The organism is Companilactobacillus insicii, assembly GCF_003946015.1.
GTDB classification, from domain to species: Bacteria; Bacillota; Bacilli; order Lactobacillales; family Lactobacillaceae; genus Companilactobacillus; species Companilactobacillus insicii.
Genome location: NZ_RHNU01000041.1, coordinates 1 through 19610 on the forward strand (window position 1 = coordinate 1; position 19610 = coordinate 19610).

General features: G+C 33.0%; 15 protein-coding genes. 12 read left to right on the forward strand and 3 right to left on the reverse strand.

Going from position 1 to position 19610, the window contains the following annotated elements; all coding sequences use genetic code 11:
• Window positions 1-55: 55 nt before the first annotated feature.
• Window positions 56-685, reverse strand: coding sequence for a polysaccharide deacetylase family protein (locus EKM79_RS10745; protein ID WP_125568658.1), 630 nt, complete (start codon window positions 683-685; stop codon window positions 56-58).
• Window positions 686-876: 191 nt separating this feature from the next.
• Between EKM79_RS10745 and EKM79_RS10750 the strand changes: the two genes are divergently transcribed.
• The 8 genes from EKM79_RS10750 (at window position 877) to EKM79_RS10785 (ending at window position 11387) form a co-directional block, all read left to right on the forward strand.
• Window positions 877-2016 (forward strand): glycosyltransferase family protein, encoded by a 1140-nt coding sequence (locus tag EKM79_RS10750; protein ID WP_125568660.1) that lies wholly within the window; start codon window positions 877-879, stop codon window positions 2014-2016.
• A 127-nt stretch (window positions 2017-2143) separates the two neighbouring features.
• Window positions 2144-3268, forward strand: coding sequence for a hypothetical protein (locus EKM79_RS10755; RefSeq protein WP_125568661.1), 1125 nt, complete (start codon window positions 2144-2146; stop codon window positions 3266-3268).
• A gap of 11 nt (window positions 3269-3279) precedes the next feature.
• Window positions 3280-4776, forward strand: coding sequence for a glycan biosynthesis hexose transferase WsfD (gene wsfD, locus EKM79_RS10760; RefSeq protein WP_125568663.1), 1497 nt, complete (start codon window positions 3280-3282; stop codon window positions 4774-4776).
• Complete coding sequence (locus tag EKM79_RS10765) at window positions 4766-6325, forward strand: hypothetical protein (RefSeq protein ID WP_125568665.1); 1560 nt, start codon at window positions 4766-4768, stop codon at window positions 6323-6325. The genes wsfD and EKM79_RS10765 overlap by 11 nt, the downstream gene beginning before the upstream one ends.
• 4 nt (window positions 6326-6329) lie before the next feature.
• A complete protein-coding gene (locus EKM79_RS10770; protein WP_164506078.1) occupies window positions 6330-7583 on the forward strand; it encodes a glycosyltransferase family 2 protein in 1254 nt (417 codons plus the stop codon).
• Window positions 7522-9654 (forward strand): cellulose biosynthesis cyclic di-GMP-binding regulatory protein BcsB, encoded by a 2133-nt coding sequence (locus tag EKM79_RS10775; protein ID WP_125568682.1) that lies wholly within the window; start codon window positions 7522-7524, stop codon window positions 9652-9654. Before EKM79_RS10770 ends, EKM79_RS10775 begins: the two co-directional genes overlap by 62 nt.
• Window positions 9644-10501, forward strand: coding sequence for a GGDEF domain-containing protein (locus EKM79_RS10780; RefSeq protein WP_125568669.1), 858 nt, complete (start codon window positions 9644-9646; stop codon window positions 10499-10501). The genes EKM79_RS10775 and EKM79_RS10780 overlap by 11 nt, the downstream gene beginning before the upstream one ends.
• 106 nt (window positions 10502-10607) lie before the next feature.
• Entirely contained in the window at window positions 10608-11387 is a 780-nt protein-coding gene (locus EKM79_RS10785) for a hypothetical protein (RefSeq protein ID WP_125568671.1), read from the forward strand.
• Between the two features lie 139 nt (window positions 11388-11526).
• On the opposite strand, the gene EKM79_RS10790 is transcribed toward EKM79_RS10785, so the two are convergent.
• Window positions 11527-12852 (reverse strand): replication-associated recombination protein A, encoded by a 1326-nt coding sequence (locus EKM79_RS10790; RefSeq protein WP_125568673.1) that lies wholly within the window; start codon window positions 12850-12852, stop codon window positions 11527-11529.
• Between the two features lie 21 nt (window positions 12853-12873).
• Complete coding sequence (locus EKM79_RS10795; protein ID WP_125568674.1) at window positions 12874-13305, reverse strand: pyridoxamine 5'-phosphate oxidase; 432 nt, start codon at window positions 13303-13305, stop codon at window positions 12874-12876.
• A 260-nt stretch (window positions 13306-13565) separates the two neighbouring features.
• On the opposite strand from EKM79_RS10795, the gene EKM79_RS10800 reads away from it, so the two are divergent.
• The 4 genes from EKM79_RS10800 (at window position 13566) to EKM79_RS10815 (ending at window position 19503) form a co-directional block, all read left to right on the forward strand.
• The gene (locus EKM79_RS10800; RefSeq protein ID WP_125568676.1) at window positions 13566-14942 is read left to right on the forward strand and encodes a DUF2252 domain-containing protein; all 1377 of its coding nucleotides are present in this window, start codon (window positions 13566-13568) and stop codon (window positions 14940-14942) included.
• Window positions 14932-16920 (forward strand): polyphosphate kinase 1, encoded by a 1989-nt coding sequence (gene ppk1, locus EKM79_RS10805; RefSeq protein ID WP_125568678.1) that lies wholly within the window; start codon window positions 14932-14934, stop codon window positions 16918-16920. The genes EKM79_RS10800 and ppk1 overlap by 11 nt, the downstream gene beginning before the upstream one ends.
• Before the next feature lie 163 nt (window positions 16921-17083).
• Window positions 17084-18550, forward strand: a complete 1467-nt coding sequence (locus EKM79_RS10810; protein WP_125568684.1) for an MFS transporter — start codon at window positions 17084-17086, stop codon at window positions 18548-18550.
• Window positions 18551-18567: 17 nt separating this feature from the next.
• On the forward strand, window positions 18568-19503 hold the full coding sequence (locus EKM79_RS10815; protein WP_164506077.1) for an NADP-dependent oxidoreductase: 936 nt from the start codon (window positions 18568-18570) through the stop codon (window positions 19501-19503).
• The last annotated feature ends 107 nt before the right edge of the window (window positions 19504-19610 follow it).

The following is a 19610-nucleotide window of genomic DNA, read 5'->3' on the forward strand; positions in this document are numbered from 1 at the left end:
AAGATTGGATCATATTTTGTCATAAAAAATGCCCTACAATCGTTAGATTTCTTGTCTAACAATTGTAGGGCACTTCATATGCTAGTGCTATAGTTTTTTGACTCAATAATGTGTCTAAGTTATCTTTCCCAGTTGACATTTCCTCAACTTGTTTTTGTTGATCAAGTTTATCAAGATCCATATGATGGAAGGTGTGATTCTGAATGGCTATATGACTTCTTTTTAAGTTCTTTAATTGATAATGGCTCAAGAAATTTCCACCATTTTGACTATTGATAATATCAAAAACTGTTGCTTTTGCATGATAATTTTTGTACAAGTTTTTGAGTACATCAAAATTATTTTTATATCCATCGTCTAGTGTTAGCCATACGATATTTTTACGAGGTTTTTTATTTGTCTTAAGAACAGTATAAGCCTCGTGTGGACTCAAAAAATAATAGTGATGTGATTTTAGATAAGTAATTTCCTCTTCAAATTGTTCAATCGGCACGTTTAAAGAGTTGCCAGTTGAAGCAATAGAGTGATACATCAAAATTGGAAATTTTATTTTAACTTTCGATTTTTTCCATTTTTTACTAATTCGTTGAGTATTTATTTTGTTACTACTGGCCGATACTTCTTGTGCTGGCAAACAGATTGTTCCCATAAGAATGGCTGTAAGGAGTACTATTAATTTTTTCATGTCATGTCCTTGTTATAGTATTTTAAAAATGGTCAGTACCGTTATATTAAATACGATTTATAAGGAAGATACAAGAAGTATCTTTGGGTTAATTAACATTTAGCACTGTCGCTACTCGAGTGCTTATTTACGCCACCTTAATTCATCTATTCTATAATAGATATGTTACAAATTTTAGGAGGGGTGGTTATTTGGAGACCAAAAAGAGTGAATTGAAGGATGTAAGTCAAGGTGATATTCATAACTATGATACTATTTTGCAATATTTCAACAATAAACCGGTTGTTCAAGAGAGAAAGGATGTTTATAAGTCTATAACATTCGTTACAACCGGTATTATTCAGTATGATGGTGGCCAAACTACAATGCTTCATCTTGGGACATTGCTAAGTCGTGAAGGCTATAAAGTTTATTATTTAAGTTATGTTCCACAGTCTAAAGAAGAAATGGAAACAAATGCTCGCTCTAATTATGAGGATTATCAAGGTGAATGTTTAACAATGGATTATTTGGATTCACACAAATCTGACATTTGGTTAGCCACTTTATGGGAATCAGCCTATGTAGTTAAGAATAAATCTGGATATAAAATGTATTTTGTACAAGACTTCGAGCCATATTTCTACCCGTTTGGGGATCGCTATCAATTGGCTAAAAAGTCATATGAACTAGGATTGCACATGGTGTCATTAGGTCCATGGTGCGCGGATATGATTAAAAAGAGTTGTGATAATGTAGGAAAGATAGATAAAATAACATTTCCGGTCGACTTGGAACACTATCCATATAAGCGTAGATCATTAGAACGTTATGCTGATTCTAATACGTATGAATTGGCAGTTTATACTAAATGGGATAGTTCTCGTCGAGCACCGATCAATATCCAATTAACTTTGATGAATACGCAAGAATTACTTAAAAAAGACGGGATCAAGTTGAATATTCATTATTTTGGATCTGATAAAGATAAGAAATTTATTAATGGTGATAATCTAGGTAAATTGAATAAACAACAAATGAGAGATCTGTACGATAGATGTGACTTCGGGATAGCACCATCAATGACCAACTTTTCCTTAGTACCGTTTGAAATGATGAGTACAGGTTTGCCATTTATTGATTTTAAAGAGGGTACTGGTAAGTATTTTATGCCAAAGAATACTTGTTTAACGGCTAACTTTGATGAATATAATTTATCCAATTTATTTATTGGTGTAAAAGATGATGTTGACTATTTGGAGAATACAATTGATAATGCACAGAAATACTTGCAAACAATTCAGTGGGATCATACTTTAAGGGACTTCGTTAATGTCGTTGAATCCATATAATAGATTACTTTTGGGCCAGAATTTTTTCTGACCCTTTTTTTATAAATTTGTTGATAATCAGAGAATGAATTTAAGAATGTAATATAATTAGATTGAGTTTTCATTACATTGAAGGTTGTGTGTATATATGAAAAAAGTATTTATTTTTCTTATACTTCTTCCAATTATTTTTTTGTCAGGATGTAATTCAAATAAGAATGTTGCTGTTAATGTTCCAAAAATGAGTGCCAGCGATTTTTTGGATAGTAAAGATTATGGTAATTACTCTACTCAAAATAAATTATTGGATAATTTTGTCAGTAATAAGATGTTGACCAAACAAGGTATTTATACTAATTATCGTCAGGAAAATGCTGTAAAAAAAGTGGCGACTGGACATGAAATGCTGTCTGAGTCGTCAGGATTATGGTTGGAGTATTTAGTTTATACTCATCAATATAAAAAATTTCGAGATTTTTATAAGTCAACCAAAGAAACCTTTGATCAAGGTGAACAATTTAGTTATCGGTATGATTCACAAAGCAAGAATAAATCTAATGTAAATGCTACTTTAGATGATTTAAGAATTATTCGTGCGCTTCAAATGTATGCTCAAGCTACTGATAATAGTAAATATCAAAAAGAGGCAGCAACACGTTTTGCACAGTTAAAATCAGGATCCATTCCTAATGGTAAACTTGTTGATTTTTATGATACTAAGGCGAAAAAATCTAGTTCTGACAGTTCTTTAGCATATTATGATTTCAAGACTCTAAGGTATTTTGAATCAACTTCAGCAAAGGGAAGAGATTACTATAATAATCAATTAAAAGTGGTACAAAAAGGTTATTTAGGAGATGCATTCCCGTTATATGCATCTAGTTATAGTTGGAGTCAAGGTGGTTATAGTAGTAAAAATTTGAATACTTCAGAAGCATTAGAGACTATCTTACATTTGGCAGAGATAGGCAAGGTAAAAAAAGTAACTTTGAATTGGCTAGAACAACAAGTTAAAAGTCGAAAACTCTATAATACTTATTCTATTAATGGAAGCGTTGTAGATAAAGATCAGTCATCAGGTAGTTATGCTCTAGCGGCAATGATCTTTGCGAATACAAAGAACAAAAAAATGTACGATTATACTATGAATGTTATGTGGAAATCACAAGTTACAGACAAAGGTTCACCGATATATGGGGCACTTGGTATTAAACATTTGAAACAAGCTTATTCATTTAATAATTTATACGGTTTGATAGCATCTGAATATTGAGGAAAATAAATTTGAAAAAAAGTTTAAATGTTTTTGCGAAGAAGTTTAGTGATCTTATTTCACCTGCACTTTTAGCAACCATTTTAGTTGCAATCATTAGTGGGGTACTTCTTTTTGTGCCCCCAATTAATGGTTATGCAGATAATGGAGACTTTTATCGGGCCATGCTTAGTAATGGTATTTATCGTTTACCATCAAAACATCCTTGGGCGATTGATTATGTGATTACTAAATTTGGTATTTTTCAGTATTTCAATGAGTATGGGACAATTGCTTTTTCATCACAGTCTATTTTTATTCGTATAGCAGTAATGATTAATAAGTTGTTTTATAGTAGTAAAGTTTTTGATATAAGATTTTTAGGACTTTTATATTATTTTTTATATTTAGGTTCAATATATTTATTGACCAAATCAGTTGTCTATCCTTATAAAAAATTGCGGAGCTATGCTGTTTCATTAATAATTGTGTTAATTTTTGCTGATTCTTCATTTACGCTCTATTTCAATTCGTTTTTTGCTGAACCAGTTATGTATATTTTTATGATTTACGCCTTTGCATCAATAATGTTATTGGCAAAGGGATGTTATAAAAAAAATTGGCCCATGATGCTATTATTCTTCATAAGTACAATTATAATAATCACCGATAAATCACAAAATGCCCCGTTGACATTAAGCTTCATATTAATTTCATTTGGAATGATGTTTTTACCTCATTTCAATGCTCGAAGATTTGCCGTTGGCGTTGGGATGGTAGTTCTTATTTTTACTGGTGTTTTTACGTATGTTGCTATAAATAAGGAATTCAATGATGTGAACCAATACAAGGCGTTTACCCACGGAGTATTGATGGAGACTAATGATCCAAGTAAGAATATTGCCAAATTGGGAATTGATGAGCAATTTGCATTGCTTCGCGAAGAAAATTATTATCCTAAAACATATACTGCAGTTAGAGCAACTAATAAAAGTGTCCAAAAAAATTTACTTGCGAAGAATGGTATTGGATGGACAGTCAAATATTATGCACACAATCCTAAGCAGGCGGGCGCGTTATTAGATTTGGCTACGAAAGATATTATGATTACGCAGGTTAAAGCAGTTGGGGACTTCACCAGAGGATCTGGTCATAAACCTGGAGAACAAGTTAAATACTTTACATTATATAGTGATTATATGGGATCTTTCTTCCCTGGAAAATTTGCCTTTATTTGCTTGCTAACCGTTGCACTGATTCTTACCTATGGTGTTGCAATGTATAATGATCTGAAAAAAAAGCGTCCAATGGGAGTTATGAGATTTTTCCTTGTATTGGGTCTTCTGACTATAATTTTGTTCGTTCCAATTATCTCGATTGTGGGGGATGGCGATGCTGATTTAGCAAAGCACCTGTTCATAATTCCAGTATGTTTGAATTTTATTTTTATTTTGTTTATTTCTGATATTTTGCATCATCGTCTTTGGAATACTGAAGCCCGAGAGGAGTTTTTGGACCATGCAAAATAAAATTTTTAGACTTTTATTTGTGAGCTTTGCTCTGTTATTTTTTGTTAGTTTTAGTAATCCAGAACCAGTTCAAGCTACAGACACTGATGATTATGTAATGCTTGTTTATGATTCCAAAAATACTACCGCCGGTTCTGAGAAACAAATTGATGCACTTCAACGTGCTCTTACAAGTATGAACTTACGTGTAAAAACAGTTGATCAGGCAGATTATAAATCTGGGATGCTTACTAAAAAATATTTTGGAGTTATATCAATGGTGAATTGGAAGCAGATGGGATTTACCAATAAAAAATTTCTTAAAGATCGAAATAATTTCTCCGGTATCAAATTACACATTGGAAATGATTTGTCAGGATATGAGGCCTCAGAACTGGGTGCAAAATCAGTTGACCTGTATCAGCAACAATTGATTTTAGAAAACAAAAAAAGCAATCAAATGTTGCCGTTTAGTGAGACTATTACGGTTTTAGACAATCTGTCTAAAGAGTCACAGATGATTGGAACTTTACGAACTCAACAAGCCGATCAAAAAACATATGGTTACGGCGTTATTAATGGTAAGTATGGTTATTTACCATATTTTAGCTCGAAGGGATTGAGTTACTTAACAGCTGTAGAAATGATTGCAAAGTTGTTTTCTAAACAAGGTAGTTATCAACCGATATTGACGGTTACGGGTGTGACACCAGTTAGTGATTTGAAGATATTAGATCAAGTAAGTCAATTTTGTTATAAGAATAGTATTCCATTTGCAGTAAGTACAACTTCTGTTTCTAACAATACTGGAATGAAGGCTTTTGCAAGATTTGTATCAGAATTGCGAAATGTAGAGAATAGAGGTGGAGTAGTCTTCATTAAGTCTCCAGAAGTCGGTGGTGCTGGTGTTGGAAGTGCCAATGAGTTACGTCAAGATCTTACTAGTTATGTTGTTAGTTTAGCAAAATATCAAGTTTATCCGATTGGAATTAGTACAGATGGCTTTTGGAATCAGGATAAGATTCTACGTAAAAACTTTTTGATGAATGCTAATCACTGGCTATTGTTGCCAAATGGCAAAGTTACATACATTGATCAGGATAATAATTCTCAAATAGCTCATACATCGTTTCTGGGTATATCAGCGTCTTCTTTAAATAGTGTGAATAAGTCTTATGAAACAAGATTTTCTACGCCAACGGCAATATATATTCCCTTGCCGCATTCTAATAAAGAGCTGGTTGATTTTAAGGAACAAATTAATAAATTGGATTTTTCCTGGTTTAATCCAATGGAAGTAAAGATGTCGACGGCTATCAATACTGGTACTTCAACTGTTTCTTTTAGGGATGGAAATTATTTTGTTAACGGTAAACAGGAAAATATTGGAACGGCTGATTCTTCCAGTGTTTTCAGTGAAAAGATTAAAGAAAAGCCATTATTGAGTAATTATTTCAATATTCAAGGAAGCATTTTAACAATTTTATTTGTAATAGTTACAATTGTGTTAATTATATTTATTTTGATGGGACGTAGAATTTATTGGAATAGGTTCAATAAGAGGAAGTGATAGTATTTCAATTTTAGATGTATTTCTTTTCATATCAGTTTTAGCGATTTGGGGAACTTTAGTAGTTAATTTGATTTTAACCATTGCTGGATATACTTGGTATTTGCAGCACGTTAATAAACCTGATCCTAAATTACCAGACAAAGTACCATTTGTTTCTATAATGGTACCTGCTCATAACGAGGGAGTGGTAATTGTTAAAACAGTTTTATCGTTGCTATCTTTTGACTACCCAAAGGATAGATATGAAATTATTGTTATAAATGATAATTCAAATGATAATTCTGCTCAGTTATTAGCGGGTCTTCAAGATAAGTTTTCTAGTGACCGCTTAAAAGTTATTAACACTGATAAGACTAACGGTGGTAAAGGTAAATCTAATGCCTTGAATATTGGACTTACACATGCTAAGGGAAGTATTATTTCAATTTATGATGCGGATAATACGCCTGAACACCAAGCTTTGAGAATTTTAGTGGCTGAGTTATTACAAGATGATAAAGCAGCTGCGGTTATTGGAAAGTTTAGAACTCGTAATAAGATGGCAACTTTGCTAACAAGATTTATAAATATTGAAACTTTATCATTTCAATGGATGGCTCAAGCTGGTCGTCAGAAGTTGTTTAACTTGTGTACTATTCCAGGAACCAACTATGTTATTCGTCGAAATGTGCTTGAAAAAGTTGGCGGATGGGATGTTAAGGCTCTGGCAGAAGATACCGAAATCAGCTTTAGAGTTTATCAAATGGGTTATCGAATTAGATTTCAACCTAAGGCGGTAACGTGGGAGCAAGAACCTCAGACTTTGGATGTTTGGTTCCATCAGCGTACCCGTTGGGTTAAGGGAAATATTTATGTTGTTGTAAAAAATGCACATTTGCTATTCAAAAAACAAGGTCGTCGAATCAGATTTGATTTATTATATTTTTTATCAATTTATTTTCTTTTAATGACCTCATTAATTTTATCTGATTCTGTCTTTGTACTCTCAGTTGCGGGTATAGTTCATTCAGATTTACAGGGTTTTAGTAATTCACTATGGTTATTCGCTGTTTTGATGTTTGTTATAAGTACATTTGTAACAATAACGACCGAACGTGGAGAACTTACTTTTAGTAATTTGCTGTTAATAATATTTATGTACTTAGTATATAGTCAAATGTGGCTTGCAGTTGCAGCCTACGGAATGGTGGGGTATATTCGTGAACAAGTATTTCATAAACAAGCAAAATGGTATAAGACAAAACGTTATCAATAAACTTCTGATTACGATATGTTGGATTATAGTTTTATTATTTGTAAGTCAAATAACTGCTACTAAGGCTTTTGCGGCTGACAATCAAACTTATACGCAACAATTCCAGAATTCTACCACAACACTGTCAGGTAAGTCGGTTGAATCGAATATGTATTTAACTAAGATGGATTATTGGGATGTTAAAAAGGTTACTTTTAATTTTAACTTCCAAGTATCACAATTAGCGGCACGCGATATTTCAGATATTACTGTATCTTTAAATGGTGTTAAATTTTATTCGTTTAGACCATCTAAGAAAACTGGATTACAAACTAAAGTTATTGATGTGCCAGTTAGATTATTAGGCGGAAGTAACAAGTTACAGATTGAAGGACAAATTCTTAGTTCGGATAATAATAATAATTATCAATTGTCACAGACACCGGCGAATTGGTTAACGATTGAGAAAGGATCAAATGTCGATTTTGAATATAATTTAAAAGAAGCTGACAATAATATTAAATCATTTTATGATCATTTTTCTGGACAAGATACAATTTCTTATTCACGATCAAGAATTGCTACTGCTGATGAACCTACGGCATATGAACTGACTGCTAGTATGATAGCCTTGGCAGGGGAGTCTCGCATAATAACTACTACCAATGATCAAATACCAGTGGTCAAGATGAATAATATGGATGTCAAAGACAATGACTATGTTATGGTTGTTGCTAAATACAATCATTTGCCTCAACAATTAAAAAGCCAAATTAGTTCGGATGAAATAAATAATAGAGGAATTATAAAAACCTTTTACGATAAGAACAAACATTATCTTATTGTCACCGCTAAAACTGGAACATTATTGAAGCGGGCAGCGAGATTCGTTGCTAATGCAGAGTTAATGAAAGAAACATCTCAAAGTACAGAATATGTATCAAATGATACTGATACTTTTACTTCGTCTCTTCATGACAACGGTATTAAGTCAATTACTTCAACAACTGACACCATTACAGGTGCTGGTCATCGTGAGAGTAATTATCTGATAAGTTTATCTAACGATAGAACCAACGCTGATGGCTCTGAAGTATATTTGAATTTTAGATACAGTAAAAATTTAAATTTCAATCGCTCATTAGTAACTGTGAGAGTTAATAATACGACTTTGGGAAGTAAAAAGCTAAGTTCCATTAGAGCTAATGGGGATACTTTGACAGTCAAAGTGCCACGTAATTTGAGCCTAGGTAATAGTTTTACAATTAGTGTTGCTTTTGATTTGGAAATGAAAGATCAAAACACATCAGATAATAGTCAAACGCCGTGGGCTGAAATAGATACTGGTTCAAAGATGTATGTGAAGTCTAAGCGTAGTAATGATTTGTTATTTACAAACTATCCGACTCTATTTATAAATAATGAAACTTACGATGATATTGCAGTTATTGCACCTAATTATTTAAGTAATGATGATTTTAAGACAATTACTAATGTATTTAACTTAATCGGTAATTTTGCAAAGAGTAATACTGGTAATATTCAGTTTTACTCAAAGATGCCAAGTAAGAGTGTTCTGAGAAATAAGAATGTAATTGTAATTGGGACTCCACAAAATAATCCAATGATTAAAAAGTTAAATTCAAAATTGTATTTTAAATATTCAAATGATTTTAGTAGAATTGTTTCAAATGAAAAATTGAGTATTGAACACAATTACGGCAAGACCATCGGAACAGCTCAGCTACTACGTTCACCGTACAATGATAAACGAGGCATGATGGTAGTTACTGGTGCTAATGATGATGCAGTGTACCTAGCATCAACTCAAATCAATTTTCAAGATAATATTCAACAGTATTCGGGTGATGGTATAGTTGTGGATCAAAATAATACCCACTATGGATATCGTTTTAAAAAAAATAAGGCTATTGATAAGTCATTAACTGCTAAGCAACTTATTAGTGATAATACACAGCTAATTATTTACTTGATTCTTGCATTAATTGTTATTTTGATGATTGGTATTGCTGTATTCTTAGTAATGAGAAAACAAGGATTAATGAATGGAGGACGTAAAAATGGAAAGTAAAGATCAACAACGTTCTTCATTATTAGCAGATGTTGGATTGCTAATGTTTTTAGTTTTATTTAGTGCAACGGCTATTCTAATGTCTTTGTCAGGACAAATTTTACTCAATGTTATTTATCTGTTTGGAACAGTGGCGTTGTTAATGCTGACGTATTTTTTTGGAATAATGCCCAGCTTAATAGCTAATATTATGTTTATAGCCATGCAGGCTACGATTATGATTTATCAGTATGTGGCTAAAGGGAGCGAGATCCATTGGCAAATAGCCTTTTGGATGATAATTCCAATTCTTTTATGCCTGACACTTTATTGTATGACGTATAATCAATTAAAATTACAAAAAGCTAATGCTGAATTGCGTACGGCAATGGTTGAGCAAGGTGCGTTTGATGAACAGACGCATTTGCGTACTACCGTAGCTTATATGGAAGATGCAGCTGTTTATGCGGAAACTAATAAGCGATTTAAGTTGCCGGTTACGACTGCCATAATAAAAATTGGTTATTTCAATGATATTCGTAGAATGATGAGTGATAATCAATTGACATCACTTCTGCAGATGACAACGAATGTTATTAAAGATAAGACGCGGATCAACGATATTATTTATTTGGTCAATAACGATGATCCAACATGGGCAATTTTATTATTTTCAAACGCAGATGGTGCACAAATTGCGACCAATCGTATAAAGCAAGGTTTCGATGAGAGACTAGAAAAAAATGCCGAATTATCAACGATGGCTATTTCGCTAGTTGTAGGTATTGCTTCATGGGATGGTGAAAAGATGAAGACACCATATTATTTAATGAACGCTGCTGTTAGAGAAACGCAATATGATGTGTAAAACGCAAAAAGAGTGATGTTACTTAGTGAACATCACTTTTTTTAGACTGAAAAAATTATTAAAATGCTATAATTAATTAAAATCTGCATCGTGAAGGAGAATTTTTTTGGAAAGCTACTTGAAGTGGATTTTAGAAATTATTATTACTTTTACCGTCGTACCGTATTTGACAGCACGTGTGGTATCTTGGATAGGTCATGTTGCTAAGGAAATTTTGGTTAATAATTTAGGTAATAATAGTCAATTGGTAGTGGGTGGATTAGGGGTTGTAATCCATGAATTGGGGCATGCAATCTTTGCATTTATATTTGGTCACCGAATAACAAAAGTTCAATTGTTGAATTTTCATTATAAAAATTCTGGTGAGTTAGGATCAGTAAGTCATTCTTGGAATGAGCGTAATATATATCAACGTTTAGGTAATTTTTTCATTGGTATTGCTCCATACTATATGTGTTCATTAGTCTTATACTTTTTACAGAAATATTTATTGAATGCTCAAATAAATTTTACTAGTATTGGTGCTGATTCAACCATTACTATTAGTGGGATAACTGAATTAGTTTTAAACAATTTGAAGACATCTTTTGTTAATGGTACTTGGTCAATGATTTTGGTATACCTAGTATTAACCATTATGATTGCTAGTACTGGTTATGATTTGAGTGATGCAGATTTTCAGACCGTAAATAAAGGTGTTTTACCTTGGATCGTTGTTCAATTTGTAGTGGGAAATATTTTTATTATTCTTGGTAAAATGGACACTCTAGATAATTATTTATTACAATTTACTAGTTTCTCGGTATTATTTATGGTTCATGCAATATTTAGTATGATATTGGCGATGATCTTTATAAAAATATTAGGAATATTTGATATTTTTTAGAAGAAAGAGTGTCACAAAGCATGTTTAACCTCTGAGTAAACCACAAATACCCTCGTATTTACGTAAATAGATGCGGGGGTATTTGTGGTTAAACGGAAGAAATTGTGGTTTGCTGTGTGTTTACGCTACAACCACTATTTTACTTGTCGTGATGTTGATGCCATTCTTTAATATATTCAAATCGTTGTTTGAAACGCTTCTCATTTCCTTGTTCAGTTGGATAATAATATTCATGTCCATCAATTTCAGGTGGATTAGTTTTCATAGTAGTTATTTTATCATCGGAATCATGAGCGTATTTGTAGTTTTTACCGTAATTTAAATCTTTCATTAAGCTAGTAGGTGCATTCCGTATTTGTAACGGCACTGGTAAGTTGCCGAATTCCTTAATGTCTTTTTCAACATTTTCATGAGCCACATAGACAGCGTTTGATTTAGGGGCGAGTGATAAATATATTACAGCTTCTGTTAAATGAACATTACATTCCGGCATTCCAATAAATTGACAGGCTTGGAATACATCTATTGTCAGTGATAAAGCACGTGTATCAGCTAATCCAATATCTTCACTGGCAAATCTTACTAAGCGTCTAGCAATATATAGTGGATCTTCACCACCATCCATCATTCGATGTAGCCAGTATATGGCTGAGTCTACGTCACTATTACGCATTGATTTGTGTAGCGCAGAGATAATATTGTAGTGTTCTTCACCTTTCTTGTCATAACGTAGTGATTTAGTATTGATAGTCTCACTTAGCGTTTTTGTATTAATAGTGACTGTATTATCTTTCTTTTGACCATTCAATACAGCCATTTCAAGGGTATTCAGCGATGCACGTGCATCTCCGTTAGCAAATTCAGCAATTATATCCAGACATTCATCATCAATATTAATTTTTAAATTAGGAAATGCACTTTTGTTGTTCAATGCGTTTCGTAATAATTGGATGATGTCATTTTTATTAAGTGATTTTAGGATGAAGACTTTGCATCTGGAAAGTAAGGCAGAATTGATTTCGAATGATGGATTTTCAGTGGTGGCTCCGATTAAAATAATGCTGCCCTTTTCAACGAAAGGTAGAAAAGCATCTTGTTGTGCTTTGTTAAATCTATGAATTTCATCGATAAATACAATTGTCCGCTGTCCAATTTCTCGATTCATTTCAGCTTCTTCCATGATTTTGCGAATTTCTTTTATACCACTAGTTACAGCACTAAATGTAATAAAATTGGACTTGGTTTTTTCGGCGATGATATGTGCTAGAGTTGTTTTACCAACCCCAGGAGGACCCCACAAAATAATCGATGATAATTTATCTTCATCGATTATTTCGCGTAGTATTTTTCCCTTGCCAATTAATTGTTGTTGACCAACGAATTCATCTAAGTTATTCGGTCTGACTCGATTTGCTAGAGGAGTATTTTGCTCATTTGCGGCTGCAAACAATGATTCTTGTTTCATAAATTTCTCCTTGATTTAGCATTAAAATGTTAAAGTTATTTTCTCTCTGTCCAATCCGGGATCAATATATACATCATCAAGTTTCAATTCAAAAACTTGGAGTTTAGGTCCAATCAAATCCCAGACCTTTTGATAATTTGGTACAGTTTCTAGGTATTTTGGAAGTAGTTCCTTCATAGTTTTATTAGAATGTTGGATTGAGACGTTTTGTGAACGAATATAAGGATTACCAATCATATCGCTGTTTGGAATACTGATAAAAGCAACACTTTGGGCTTTGTCATATTCTGCAGTACCGGCCGTTCCTTTTACAGAAGAGAATAATAATGTATCTGGCTGGTCTTGTAACCAAACAAAATTAACAATTTTTACATTTGCTATATTGTCGACGGATAAGTTCAGTGCCATTTTATTGGTAGTTTTTATAACTTCTTTTAATAGAGAAATGTTCATTATATTCGACTCCCTTGATGTTTTTTATTAACTTAATTATAACATAGCCGAACGTGTATTCGTGTTAGCGATAGTACAGAAATATTTGAAAATAATCGACTATTTTTTGTTATTTTTCAGATTTATTGCGTAATTTATTTATGAAGAACGATTTAAAGGAAAATTTAAGTAACTTTTTGCAAGATCCTTAAATTAAGCATGCAATTACTGATAATTATTTGTACCAGCTATTGTATAATTACTTCTAAGGAGATGAAACGATGACAAATCCTACACCATATACTTTCCAGGACACTGATGCATTCAAAAGTACCGAGCAATTAATTATTAAGGGCCGATATTTTGCAACTATGGTTCCTGATGATTTTAATAAATTTACACCAGCAAAAAGAAATATTCATAAGATTTTAAATATAAAAAATAAATTATTAGTTCCAGAGTTAATAAATGTAAAACGTGATAGGATGTCTAAGTCATTGTTTGCGTATTTTCGTGGAACAGCGGATGTAATGCATTATGATTTAGCAAATCATCCAGATAGTGGAATTAAGGTTTTGATTGGTGGGGATGCTCACCTTGGTAACTTTGGTTTCTATGGATCGTCAGAAGGGCAACTATTGTTTGATATGAATGACTTTGACGAAGCACATTTAGGATATTGGGAATATGACTTGAAGCGCTTTTTGGTAAGTGCCTTACTAGTCGCACGTGATCACGAGTTTGAGGAATCTGACATTCAAGAATTTTTACTTTCAGTTATTCATACTTATTTTGATACTTTAAAGCATATGACTAAGATTTCTGAGATGAAACGTTTTATTTTGCCTAATACTTTGCAGAATATTACGGAAATTTTCGGTGAATTAAAGGATAATGAGGAATATTTCCAACAATCATTCGAAAAATTAATTACTAAGAGTATCAAAAAAGCTCAAAAAAGTAATTCGAAACTTGTTATCGAAAAATATACAGAAGTCAACGATCTTGGAGAACGTAGATTTGTCGAAAATAAACCAGTTACTCAACACATTAGCAAAGAAGATTTTGAAACACTTGTTGATGGTTATAAAAAATACAAGAAACGTCAACGAAGTGATGTTAGATTGTTCTTGGAGGATTTCGACATTATCGATGTGGTTCGTCACAGCGTGGGTGTAGGTAGTGTTGGTACTTTATGTTATCTAATTTTGTTACAAGATTTGGATAAAAATTATTTGGTTCTTCAAGCAAAGCAAGCTTTGCCAATTTATAATAATGACGAATTGTATACTGACAAAAAGTCGAGTCAAGGTCAAAATATTGTAGATAGTCAATTGATTTTACAAAGTGCATCAGATCCTTTTCTGGGGGCTTTTGACACGAAGAAATACAGTTTCTACATGCGTCAATTTAAGGATATGAAAACTTCTATAAATTTGGATAAATTAGATTATGAATCTTTTGAGGACTATGTAACAGTTTGCACTATTCTGCTTGCTAGAGCTCATTCTCATTCTCCTAATTATCCATTGATTATTGGATTTGGCGAGGAATTTAAAGATTTGGATAATTCATTGATGAATTTTGTAAATAGTTACACAAAGCAAGTAATGTACGATTATGATTCATTTAAAGAGGAACTAGCTAATGGAAAATAAATATTATAATAGGGATTTGAGCTGGTTGCTGTTTGACAATCGTGTAATCGATCAAGCTTACAATAAGAAAGTTCCATCGTTAGAGAAGTTGAGATTTTTGTCGATTGCTTCAAATAACTTGGACGAGTTCTTTGGAGTTAGATTGCACAATGTTCAAAGCATGATTGCTAAGAAACGTGTCGATAAGCGCACTGGTCTCAATGGGATGGAATTGTTGAGTACCATTTACGAATACAATTCACGAAATATTACTAAACAATATCAGGCCTTAGCATTGGTATTGGAGGAATTGAAAGAAAAAGGCGTATTCGAAATACTAAGATATGATGATTTGGGTTTTTCAGAAAAAAATCATGTAAACGACTTTTTCAAAAGAGAAGTTGCTAATAAATTACAGATACGAGAGTTTTCTCCAGAAGAAAAGACTCAAAGTAATTTAAACTTTTTGCTATATAGTAAGGATAAAAGCTACTCAATTCCTGTACCAGCTGATATGAATCGGATAATTGAAACAGGAATACCAAATACATTTATTATGTTAGGTGATCTTATATATGCCAACCTAGATAGTATTACGGTTGGATTGGATATAGAGCATGCATATGTTTATCGAGTTACTTATGATAAGAATAAAAAGTACGACTTTTTGGATGCCAATATGGCTGATGAAAAATATCTGGATAAGATGACAGATTATATCGATAATCGTGGTCCTAGAAAAATTACTAGAGTAGAATTTTATAGTCCAGAACATAAAGGGCGAAGTTTTTTCGCTGGGTTATTCGGATTAAGTAAAAAAAGTGTTTATGCAATACCGGGTCCATTGGACCTAAAGTTTCTAGATAAACTATTTAAGAGATACAAAAATCAAAAGAATTTAATTTTTCCATCTTTTGAGGGATTAGAGTGGAAACCAACTCAAAATATTTTGGAATACTTAAATAAAAAGTCATTGTTAGTTCAGTATCCATATGATTCTTTCGATGTATTTTTGAGGTTTTTGCAAACATCTGTAGAAGATCCTAAGACTACTAGTATACAAATGACTATTTATCGTACAGAAAAAAATTCCCAAGTTGTTAAGTTACTAAAAGAAGCTGCTGCAAAGGGGATTGAGGTTAAAATAGTTGTTGAATTAAGGGCTAGATTTGATGAAGCTCATAACTTGGAAGTTGCTGCAGAACTGGAAAAAGCCGGATGTACAATTTATTACGGAGATCGGCTTAATAAAGTTCATGCAAAAATATGCTTAGTTCGTCAAGGTGATGTGGGTTATGTTCAAATTGGTACCGGTAATTATAATGCAATAACAGCAAAAGTATTTTCCGATATTAGTTTTTATACACATAATCAACGTTATGTTAACGATGCTATTAAATTCTTTGGAGAACTAGAGGGAAAAGAAAATACAGGATTTGAATTAATAGCTACTTCGCCATTAGAATTGAAACGTATGATTTTGAGAAAAATTAAAAAGGCAACTCAAGATTACTTACGTGACGGTAAAGCCGAGGTATTCATGAAAGTCAATGGATTAACTGACGTGGATATTATAAATGGCATTTATCGAGCCGCTAGGTTAGGATTACCGTTCAGATTGATTGTCAGAGGTCCTTGTTCGTTGAAGTTGGGTATTTGTGGCGAAAAAGAAAACATAGTTGTTAAGAGTATTGTTGGAGAATTACTCGAACATAGTCGTATCTACAGCTTTACATATGGTAATGGAAGTAATGAAATTTGGATTTCTTCAGCCGACCTCATGACGAGAAATCTTGATCGTCGGGTAGAAATTGCTGTTCCAATTGTTGAGTCAAAGCCTAAAAAACAAATGACAAAAATTATTAAAATGTATTCGAGAGATTCCGTTAACTCTTATTATTTAACTAAAGATGGTGAATATTTTAAGAGTAAGAGATTTATTGATTTCTCAGCCCAACAAACATGGCTTAGAAGAATTAAGTGGAAAAAATATGTTTAGACTAACACTACTGAATTTTTTCAGTGGTGTTTTTTTATTTTCTGAAAAAACAAAGTGTAAATCCCTTACTTTTTCAATGAAATAGCTGTTTAATTGAAAGTAAAAGAATATTTATATTTATGTATGGGGGAAGATTTTTTTGAATGAAGCACAAAAGCGGACGATGGTAAGTATTGCCTTGTTATTGTCCAATATTATGACCGGAATGGATGCAACGATTGTCAATACTGCTTTACCAGCTATAACTGGTGATCTTCACGGATTGGCTTATATGGGTTGGATCGTTGCTACTTTCCTATTAGGATTGGCGGTTTCAACGCCATTGTGGAGCAAGTTCGGTGAACATCAAGGTAACAAAAAAGCTTATATTTATTCAACGATATTATTTTCGTTAGGCGCAATTTTTCAAGGGGTTGCTCCTAATATTCAATGGTTCATTATTGCTAGAACCGTGATGGGAATAGGTGGAGGAGGTATGAATACAATTCCGTTTATTGTTTTTGCGGAGCTGTATCCAAATCTACGTAAACGTTCGCAAATGATAGGCTTAGCTACTGCTTTCTTTAGTACAGCGTCAATTATTGGACCTTTAATTGGTGGATGGATCGTTGATGCTTTAACGTGGCGTTGGGTATTTTATTTGAACGTACCAGTTGCCTTATTATCTGTTACAATTCTGATTATTTTTTACAAAGACTCAGAGCATGCTGCTAAGGGGAGACCGGTTGATTATTTAGGTGCAACTTTGTTGGTAGTAGGTTTAGTTTCCATTTTAACTGGTATTCAAATGATTGGTGTGTCGTCAATAATTGTTATTGCTTCATTATTAATCATTGGTTCACTTCTGATTGCATGGATGATAAAGGTTGATAGCAAAGCTGTTGACCCAATTGTTCCTAGTCGTTTGTTGACTAATAAAGATTTAGTTATTGATTTTAGTTTGTTTGTGATTATTTGGGGATCATTTATTGCCTTTATTACATATATTCCGATGTGGGCTCAGGGTATTTTAGGACTGAGTGCATTGATGGGTGGAATGACGCAGATACCGGGTGCTGCCACTAATATCATTGGTTCTGAATCTGTGTCATTTTTGCAGACGAAATGGAGTAAGTATTTAATAGTTACTGTTGGAACGACAGCCATATTTATTGCATTTGTGACTATTCTAATATTTGGACAACAAACACCATTTTGGTTATTGTTATTAGCAGGAGGCTTCGAAGGTTTCGGAGTCGGTACTATTTTTAATATTTTACAAGTCAATGTTCAGACAGATGCTGAGGTTCGTGATATTCCTACTGCTACTTCACTAGCGTATTTATTACGAATATTGAGTCAAACCTTAATGTCATCAGTTTATGGTGTTATTTTGAATCATGCTCTGATGCGAGGAGTAAATGAATCACATCATACAATCACTATGCGTATGCTAAATCATTTAGGGGATGCAAGTAAGGCCAAGCAATTACCGCAAAATCTGGTACCTGCAATGAGAAGAATTTTGTATAGTGGATATCGCAATATTATGTTAACGGGTCTATTTTTAATTGTGATTTCTCTAGTTATTGTTGTAAGCATGTTGATTCGTTTCCATAAGCAGCCTGTTTCTGATCAAATCTTAAAATAGAAGGGATGCTGTATTGTATGCAATCTAATGCTGTTGTAATTGATAATTATGGAAGTAGTGATGTATTTCGTAATGAAATATTAAATGTTCCTGAATTGAAGCCTAAGCAATTATTATTACAAGTTATTGGAAGTTCTGTGTCACCATTTGATATTTCGGTTCGAAAAGGTGTGTTTAAGGATAATTTTTCGTTAGATATGCCAGCTATTACTGGAACAGATGTTGTTGGTAAGATTATTGATAAGGGTTCTTCAGTTGATAAGTTTGATATTGGTGAAATTGTTTGCGGCATGGTAGGTGTTAAGGGATTTGGTGCTTATTCAGACTATGCAATTTTAGGACAAAGCAAAGCTGCTAAAGTACCCGAATCAATGTCGTTACAAGATGCAGCGGTTTTACCTATGACCGCTATTCCGGCTTATAATGCGCTATTTGATCTGGGACATCTTAATTCTGGACAGAAAGTACTTATTCATGGTGGTGCTGGCGGAGTTGGTTCAATGGCAATTCAGCTCGCTAAGAATATTGGCGCTACGGTCTATACTACAGCTAGTGCTCGAAATATTGAGGATTTAAAATCACTTGGAGCTGATAGGGTAATAAATTATCATGATGAAAAATTCGAGAATATTTTATCTGAATTGGATTTAGTAATTGACACGGTCGGACATGACACCTATAAACATAGTTTTGAAGTATTAAAACCAGGTGGTCGTGTGGTTTCGTTAGTGAAACAACCTGATGAAATATTAGCTCAAAAGTATCATGTTAATGCAATGTATTTAAGTGGAAAATTTGATAATCCGTTGAGTAAAGTGGTAGATCTTGTATCTTCTGGAAAGATAAAATTACATATACAAAAGATATTTTCTATAGACGCAAAGGGTGTTAAAGATGCCCAAGATTACTATGAAAGCAATCATGTCTTTGGAAAAGTCGCATTAATGAAATAAAAATCGTCGAATTTAATTTCGGCGATTTTTGGCTCTTTGTCAAATAGTATTGATGAATGATTTTTGGCCTATGGGCATCCTCAATGAGGATGCCTATTTTTATGCAC

Excerpts from the sequence above, each read along its gene's own strand:
- EKM79_RS10745 (WP_125568658.1), bottom strand. The coding sequence starts at position 685 with ATGAAAAAATTAATAGTACTCCTTACAGCCATTCTTATGGGAACAATC.
- EKM79_RS10755 (WP_125568661.1), top strand. The coding sequence starts at position 2,144 with ATGAAAAAAGTATTTATTTTTCTTATACTTCTTCCAATTATTTTTTTG.
- EKM79_RS10765 (WP_125568665.1), top strand. The coding sequence starts at position 4,766 with ATGCAAAATAAAATTTTTAGACTTTTATTTGTGAGCTTTGCTCTGTTA.
- EKM79_RS10780 (WP_125568669.1), top strand. The coding sequence starts at position 9,644 with ATGGAAAGTAAAGATCAACAACGTTCTTCATTATTAGCAGATGTTGGA.
- EKM79_RS10790 (WP_125568673.1), bottom strand. The coding sequence starts at position 12,852 with ATGAAACAAGAATCATTGTTTGCAGCCGCAAATGAGCAAAATACTCCT.
- EKM79_RS10795 (WP_125568674.1), bottom strand. The coding sequence starts at position 13,305 with ATGAACATTTCTCTATTAAAAGAAGTTATAAAAACTACCAATAAAATG.
- EKM79_RS10800 (WP_125568676.1), top strand. The coding sequence starts at position 13,566 with ATGACAAATCCTACACCATATACTTTCCAGGACACTGATGCATTCAAA.
- ppk1 (WP_125568678.1), top strand. The coding sequence starts at position 14,932 with ATGGAAAATAAATATTATAATAGGGATTTGAGCTGGTTGCTGTTTGAC.
- EKM79_RS10810 (WP_125568684.1), top strand. The coding sequence starts at position 17,084 with ATGGTAAGTATTGCCTTGTTATTGTCCAATATTATGACCGGAATGGAT.
- EKM79_RS10815 (WP_164506077.1), top strand. The coding sequence starts at position 18,568 with ATGCAATCTAATGCTGTTGTAATTGATAATTATGGAAGTAGTGATGTA.